The 6,635-nt window shown below is 60.3% G+C and carries 7 protein-coding genes and 2 pseudogenes; 5 read left to right on the top strand and 4 right to left on the bottom strand.

The genetic code is table 11. The annotated features are described in order from the left end of the window. The first annotated feature begins 67 nt into the window (after positions 1 to 67). Complete coding sequence (locus tag WCA53_RS09735) at positions 68 to 496, top strand: PRC-barrel domain-containing protein (protein WP_423908491.1); 429 nt, start codon at positions 68 to 70, stop codon at positions 494 to 496. A gap of 51 nt (positions 497 to 547) precedes the next feature. Here WCA53_RS09735 and WCA53_RS09730 read toward each other — a convergent pair. Continuing rightward, positions 548 to 685, bottom strand: a pseudogene (locus tag WCA53_RS09730) (epoxyqueuosine reductase QueH); the annotation flags it as partial. Next, positions 664 to 1,563 (bottom strand): LysR family transcriptional regulator, encoded by a 900-nt coding sequence (locus tag WCA53_RS09725; protein ID WP_423908489.1) that lies wholly within the window; start codon positions 1,561 to 1,563, stop codon positions 664 to 666. The pseudogene WCA53_RS09730 and the gene WCA53_RS09725, both read right to left, overlap by 22 nt. 107 nt (positions 1,564 to 1,670) lie before the next feature. Here WCA53_RS09725 and metE point away from each other — a divergent pair, with 107 nt between their 5' ends. The 3 genes from metE (at position 1,671) to WCA53_RS09710 (ending at position 4,718) form a co-directional block, all read left to right on the top strand. Next, the gene (gene metE / locus WCA53_RS09720) at positions 1,671 to 3,965 is read left to right on the top strand and encodes a 5-methyltetrahydropteroyltriglutamate--homocysteine S-methyltransferase (protein ID WP_423908486.1); all 2,295 of its coding nucleotides are present in this window, start codon (positions 1,671 to 1,673) and stop codon (positions 3,963 to 3,965) included. A 31-nt stretch (positions 3,966 to 3,996) separates the two neighbouring features. After that, positions 3,997 to 4,230: a hypothetical protein gene (locus tag WCA53_RS09715; protein ID WP_423908484.1), complete on the top strand. Its 234-nt coding sequence runs from the start codon at positions 3,997 to 3,999 to the stop codon at positions 4,228 to 4,230. A gap of 269 nt (positions 4,231 to 4,499) precedes the next feature. Then, a complete protein-coding gene (locus WCA53_RS09710) occupies positions 4,500 to 4,718 on the top strand; it encodes a hypothetical protein (protein WP_423908482.1) in 219 nt (72 codons plus the stop codon). Positions 4,719 to 4,944: 226 nt separating this feature from the next. Here the strand turns inward: WCA53_RS09710 and WCA53_RS09705 are convergent, their stop codons facing one another. Further along, positions 4,945 to 5,361, bottom strand: coding sequence for a DUF1801 domain-containing protein (locus WCA53_RS09705; RefSeq protein ID WP_423908480.1), 417 nt, complete (start codon positions 5,359 to 5,361; stop codon positions 4,945 to 4,947). Positions 5,362 to 5,522: 161 nt separating this feature from the next. On the opposite strand from WCA53_RS09705, the pseudogene WCA53_RS09700 reads away from it, so the two are divergent. Beyond that, positions 5,523 to 5,699 (top strand): annotated as a pseudogene (locus WCA53_RS09700) (aliphatic sulfonates ABC transporter substrate-binding protein); the annotation flags it as partial. 41 nt (positions 5,700 to 5,740) lie between these two features. Here the strand turns inward: WCA53_RS09700 and WCA53_RS09695 are convergent. Further along, positions 5,741 to 6,635: ABC transporter ATP-binding protein (locus WCA53_RS09695; RefSeq protein ID WP_423908478.1), on the bottom strand; the 895-nt coding region annotated here is incomplete at its 5' end.

Here is a 6,635-nt window from a genome sequence, read left to right as displayed (position 1 = left end):
GACGAACGTTAGCTGGCAGGCCTGGGAATTGCTGAGGGTAGCCACCCTACCGAAATGAGAAACCGATATGAAAATTTGGCAAACAGTAACGCTTGCAACCTTGATTGGCACGGCAAGTATCAGTGCGCAGGCGCAAGTAGCCGGCACGCAACCGCTGAGCGTGACAGTCCAACAGTCGCAAGCGTTGCTGCAGGGATGGAGCGCTAAGAAGAGCATCCTTGGGAAAGCCGTCTACAACGACAAGAACGAGAAAATCGGCTCCATCCTCGATCTGGTGATTTCGCCGGATACGACGGTCTCGGCTGCCGTCATCGCCACTGGCGGGTTCCTCGGCGTCGCCACGCATGACGTCGCAGTACCCATCGGCTCGCTCGACATCCGTAACGGGAACTTCTATCTGGCCGGCGCAACGAAGGAAGCGCTCAAGGACACGCCAGAGTTCGAGTACAACAAAGTGCAGACCCCAGCGAAGCCGAGGAAGATTCAGGCTCAGTAACTGAGATGCGCGTGTTTCGCGCGAAGCTTGTACAAGAACCGCGCTCAGCAATTAGCGCGGTTTTTTTGTTTGGGGGTTTGGCACGCGGTGTTGATTGGTATCGCGCAGGGAGTAGACGCAGCCGCAATATTCCTGCTGGTAGAAGTTCTCCCGCTTGCTGATTTCAATCATGCGCGCGGAGCCCCCGCCGGCATGCGCGCCAGGTCGATGAAGGCCTTGAGGTAGTCAATGTCAGTTTCAGCCTCGCGGACGCCCAGGAAAATCTGCTTGGCGATGCCCTTTCGCCCCAGGCGCACCGGGACGACGTTCATCTTGTCCGCATACTCTTCCACCAGCCAGCGAGGCAGCGCCGCGACGCCCCTGCCGCTTGCCACCATCTGCAGCATGATATCGGTGGTCTCGATCGCCTTGTGCCGCCGGGGCGTGATACCTGCCGGCATCAGAAACTGGTTGTAGATGTCGAGCCTGTCGGTCTCTACCGGATAAGTGATCAACACCTCCCGAGTCAACTGCTCCGGCTTCACAAAGTCGGCCGTGGCCAGCGGATGCTCGCGGTTCACGACCAATACCTGCTCGTAGTCGAAAACCGGTTCGAAGCGCAAGCCCGGCTTGTAGAGCGGATCTGGCGTCACGAGCAAGTCGATCTCGTAGCCGAACAAGGCGCCGATGCCGCCAAACTGGAATTTCTGCTTGACATCGACATCCACGTCCGGCCAGCGCGCAAGATACGGCGACACCACCTTGAGCAACCACTGGTAACAAGGATGGCACTCCATACCAATGCGTAGCGCGCCGCGCTCACCCTGCGCGTACTGGCCAAGGCGCTCTTCGGCGAGCGCCAGTTGCGGCAGCACGCGGTTCGCAACGGCAAGCAGATATTGACCGCCCTGCGTCAATCGCAGACTGCGCCCCTCGCGCAACCAGATGTCGACACCCAGTTGCTGCTCCAGCTTTTTCATGGAGTGGCTGAGTGCGGATTGCGTGACGCACAGGATTTCCGCCGCAGCGGTGAGCGAGCCGTATTTGTCCACCGCCTGGACGATGGCGAGATGAATTCTTTCAAGCATGGTGCATGAGCAAAACTAATTGTTCGTTGAATTATCATCATTTTACTTCATAAATCGCCTTCGATACGATTCGCCCATCCGCAACCTGACCGAATCAAGGCGACACGATGGCAATGACACACAATTTGGGTTTCCCCCGCATCGGCGCGAAGCGCGAACTGAAATTCGCACTCGAGTCCTACTGGAAAGGCGAGTCGTCGCTCGGCGAACTGAAAGCGTTGGGGGCGCAACTGCGCCAACGTCACTGGGCGCACCAGGCCGACCTGGGTCTCGCTGCCGTGGGCGATTTCGCCTTCTACGACCAGGTGCTGGACATGAGCTTCACCCTGGGCAACCTGCCGGAACGCGTGCAGGGCTTTCACGGCGATACGCTCGACAACACCTTTCGCGTCGCCCGCGGCCGAACCGCCAAGGGCGCCGAAGACCATAGCGCATGCTGCGGCGGCGGCGTCGCTGCCGGCGAGATGACCAAGTGGTTCGACACCAACTATCACTTCATCGTCCCCGAATTCAGCGCTGCCACCGAATTCAAACTCGACCCGTCACGCCTGCTGGAACAACTGGCTGAGGCCAAGGCACAAGGCGTCAAAGCCAAGCCGGTGATCGTCGGCCCAATAACCTATCTGGCGCTCGGCAAGGCCAAGGACGACTCCGACAAGCTGGCGCTGCTGCCCCGCCTGCTGCCCGTCTATGCTGAACTGCTGGCCACGCTGGCGACGCAAGGCGTTGAATGGGTCCAGATTGATGAGCCGATTCTCGTCACTGAGCTGTCTGCTGAATGGCAACAAGCGTACGTCACCGCGTACGGAGCGCTGGCGAACAGCAAGGTGAAGCTGTTACTGGCTACGTACTTCGGCCAGTTGCTGGACAACCTGTCGCTGGCTTGCAAGCTGCCGGTGCAGGGCCTGCATCTGGATGCGATTAATGCCCACGCCGAAGTCGATGCAGTGATTGCACAATTGCCTAAGGACCGCGTGCTGTCGCTAGGCGTGATCAACGGCCGGAACATCTGGAAGACGGATCTGGCCAGCGTGCTTGACTGGCTCGAACCCGTCGCGAAGCAACTGGGCGAACGCCTCTGGATCGCACCGTCGTGCTCGCTTCTGCATGTGCCGGTGGATCTGGAAAGCGAACAGAAACTGGATGCGGAAGTCCGCTCGTGGCTCGCCTTCGCACTGCAAAAGCTGGGCGAACTGAAGGTGTTGGCCACCGCGCTGAACCAGGGCCGCGACGCCGTCAAGGCAGAGCTGGCCGCTAACGGTGCCGCTATTGCCGCACGTCGCGCGTCGCCGCGTGTGAACAGCCCTGCCGTCAAGGCCGCCCTCGCGAAAATCACGCCGACGCTGGGTCAACGCAAGAACGCCTATCCGGCCCGCGCCGACAAGCAAGCCGCATTGTTGAAGCTGCCGGCTTACCCGACCACGACCATCGGCTCGTTCCCGCAGACCGGCGAGATCCGCCATGCGCGCAGCCAGTTCAAGAGCGGTGCGCTCGACCAAGCCGGTTACAAGAGCGCGATGCGCGCCGAGATCGAACGCAGCGTACGCGAGCAGGAAGCGCTGGGGCTGGACGTGCTGGTGCACGGTGAAGCCGAGCGTAACGACATGGTGGAATACTTCGGCGAACAGCTCGATGGCTACGCCTTCAGCCAGTTCGGCTGGGTGCAGTCGTATGGCTCGCGTTGCGTGAAGCCGCCTATCCTGTTCGGGGACATCAGCCGCCCGAAGGCGATGACCGTCGAATGGATCAAGTACGCCCAGTCGCTCACCAACAAGCCGATGAAGGGCATGTTGACCGGCCCGGTCACGATCCTGAACTGGTCCTTCGTGCGCGACGACCAATCGCGTTCGGTCTCGTGCTACCAACTGGCACTCGCGATCCGCGAAGAAGTGCTGGACCTCGAAAAGGCCGGCGTGCGCGTCATCCAGATCGACGAAGCGGCTTTGCGTGAAGGTCTGCCGTTGCGTAAGTCGCAATGGCAGGAATACCTGGACTGGGCCGTGACGTCGTTCCGTATCACCGCCAATGGCGTGGATGACGAAACGCAAATCCACACGCATATGTGCTATTCGGAGTTCAACGACATCATCGCGTCGATCGCCGGCATGGACGCCGACGTGATCACCATCGAGACCTCGCGCTCGGACATGGAGTTGCTGGACGCGTTCGACAACTTCAACTACCCGAACGAAATCGGCCCGGGCGTGTACGACATTCACTCGCCGAACATTCCGACCGAAGAACACATCGTTCAACTGATGAAGAAGGCCGCTGAACGCATTCCGGCGCAGCGCCTGTGGGTGAACCCTGACTGCGGCCTGAAGACGCGCCAGTGGGAAGAAGTCATTCCGGCACTGACCAACATGGTGGCCGCTGCCAAGAAGCTGCGCGCTTCCGCCTAAAGGCAGTACGTTACCGCCAACTTCTGAGAAGTTGCGCGGTAAGACCATCATTCTGACCGTGCTTGACCTATCGGATTTGACCGTCGAAACACCGGAGATCGTCGCCGCACGGATCCGCCGGGCTCTCCCCCACGTCGATCCCGAGAATGTGATCGTGGCGCCCGATTGCGGATTGAAATATCTGCCGCGCGATGTGGCGTTCGGCAAGATGAAGGCAATGGTGGACGGTACAGCTATCGTGCGTCGCGAGCTGACCGCTGGCTGAATACCGATCGGTCGTGCAGCCGTCCGACTGGCTTTCTTCAGGTTCGAGGAAAACCCGGTCAAATCTCGGAATGTCGTACGCCGGCGAACTCGAGCCGACTCGCCTTGTCAAGCAATTCATAAAAGCGCACCATTAAAAAGTAGGTGTTGACCCGGCGCCCCTAAAGACGTCCGGGCAATGCTCACTTGAATTAGGAGATGCTCATGACCAGACGGACGCTTGTCGCTCCCTTCATATGTGTGTGCTGCTTACTCGAAGTGGGCAACGCTATGGCGCAGAACGACCGGGAGCAAAAACTGCTGGAAGTTCAAGCCACGAACGCGCAGGCTGAAAACGCCGCGCGGAACAACGCCAATTCCACAAGCCCCAGCACTGCCCGTCCCTACTACGGACCCACCAACGGGGTGTTCGGAGGGCCTCCACCCGCCCGTGCAGTGCCTCCAACCACCGGCGCCACCGCCGGTACCGTTCCCCTGCTCAAGAAGTAACGAGCGAGCGGCCTTCCGGGCGAGTGAGCAGGCCGTGAACGGTATTGGATAACCGTGTTCAATACGCGGTAAATGGAACCGCCCTGTCGACGGACCGAGGAATACTTACCTGGGCTCGCCACACAACAAGAAGCCCGTTTAGCGCGGACTTCAAGCGCGTTATTGCCCTTCAGTGAGCCTCACGCGGAGAGTCCACTCGGTCCAGAAAGGGCGTGAATTGCGTAGCCTACTTCGCTCTCCTTGGCTTTGCCTTTGCGTTGGATGTATTAAGGGTGATCGCGGCACGGATGAGCGCCTGAAACGCAACCGAGTCGACCTCCTTCCCCTCATGGATGTCAATCGCGCGCCTTACGTTCCCGTCGAGGCTCGCGTTGAAGAGCTTGGCCGGGTCGTCCAGCGAAGCCCCCTTGGCGAAGGTCAACTTCACGATCGACTTGTAAGACTCGCCAGTGCAGATGATCCCGTCGTGCGACCACACCGGAGTGCCCATCCACTTCCACTCCTCCACGACGTCCGGGTCTGCCTCTTTGACGAGCTTGCGCATCCTGCTCAAGGTCTCCCCGCGCCAGTCCGCGAGTTCGGTGATTTTTTGGTCAATCAACTCAGACGCCGACTGGCCCTCAGTCGAACCCGACTTTTTCATGTTCTCTCCTAAAGCGTCCAGACTCTTTCAGATTTTCGCGCGGTACACAATCCATCTTATCAAGGTGGTCCCGACCGTCGTCAAATCGTCTGCACAAAGCGCTATCTCGTCGCAAAACACATCACCCTCGAAGCATCAGGATAACTTAAGAATGTGCGCTACCCGATGTGTTGCAGACGGTCTATCAGCGCGCGCAACTTCATCCTGTCGCCATCGATGACAAGCTCATCGCCGAGCAGCAGAAAACGGCTGACTTGTACCATCGCGCGGACGTCATCAAGACACCGCTCGATGTCGCCCCAAGTTTCGACACGGAGTTTCCTCTTTCCGTACCGTGACGGGCCCTCGCCGTGACGAGTCCTCGCCGTGACGTTCCCTGTTACGTAATCGGGCACGGCACAGTGCCGCGCTGCGCGCCCTGCCCCACCTGCTCGCCGAACTGAAGGGCTGCTAGCTGGGCATAGAGCGGTGAGCTCAGAAGGAGTTCGGCGTGACGGCCCTGCGCGACGATGCGGCCTTGTTCCAGCACGACGATGCGGTCAGCTTGCTGCACCGTAGCAAGACGGTGCGCGATGACCAGCGTGGTGCGATTCTGCGCGGCATTGTCCAGCGCGAGTTGCACGAGGCGTTCGCTGGCGGCATCGAGCGCGCTGGTGGCTTCGTCCAGCAGCAGGATGGGCGGATTCTTCAGGATCGCGCGGGCGATCGCGATGCGCTGACGCTGTCCGCCGGACAGTCGCACGCCGCGCTCGCCGAGAAAGGTATCGTAGCCTTGCGGCAGTTCTTCGATAAAGCCAGCCGCAGCAGCCATGTCGGCCGCCCGCTGGACTTGCGCGAGGGTGGCTTCCGGCGCGCCGTAGCGGATGTTGTCGAGCACGCTGCCAGAAAAGATCACCGATTCCTGCAGCACCACACCGATTTCCTTACGTAATTCGACCAGCGGCACTTCGCGCGTCGGGACGCCGTTGATCAGGATGCTGCCGGACTGCGGATCGTAAAAGCGCAGCAGCAACTGGAACAGCGTGGTCTTGCCTGCACCGGACGGGCCAACCAATGCCACGTGTTCACCTGGACGGACATCGAGCGAGAGTGCGGAGAGCGCCGCAATGCCAGGACGCGATGGATACGAGAAGCTGACGTTGTCGAAGCGGAGGCCCTCCCCTCGCACAGGCAGCGCGACCGTGGTCTCGGCCTGCACGACCGGCGAGCGCGCCACCAGCAGTTGCAGCAAACGTTCGGTGGCGCCGGCCGCGCGCTGCAGATCGCCCCACACC

Source organism: Caballeronia sp. (assembly GCF_049581465.1).
Classification (GTDB): domain Bacteria; phylum Pseudomonadota; class Gammaproteobacteria; order Burkholderiales; family Burkholderiaceae; genus Caballeronia.
This window is presented reverse-complemented; position numbering and strand designations above follow the sequence as displayed.

Coding starts and splice junctions, on each gene's coding strand:
- WCA53_RS09710 (WP_423908482.1), top strand. CDS start 4,500: ATGGCGCAGAACGACCGGGAGCAAAAACTGCTGGAAGTTCAAGCCACG.
- WCA53_RS09705 (WP_423908480.1), bottom strand. CDS start 5,361: ATGAAAAAGTCGGGTTCGACTGAGGGCCAGTCGGCGTCTGAGTTGATT.
- WCA53_RS09725 (WP_423908489.1), bottom strand. CDS start 1,563: ATGCTTGAAAGAATTCATCTCGCCATCGTCCAGGCGGTGGACAAATAC.
- WCA53_RS09735 (WP_423908491.1), top strand. CDS start 68: ATGAAAATTTGGCAAACAGTAACGCTTGCAACCTTGATTGGCACGGCA.
- metE (WP_423908486.1), top strand. CDS start 1,671: ATGGCAATGACACACAATTTGGGTTTCCCCCGCATCGGCGCGAAGCGC.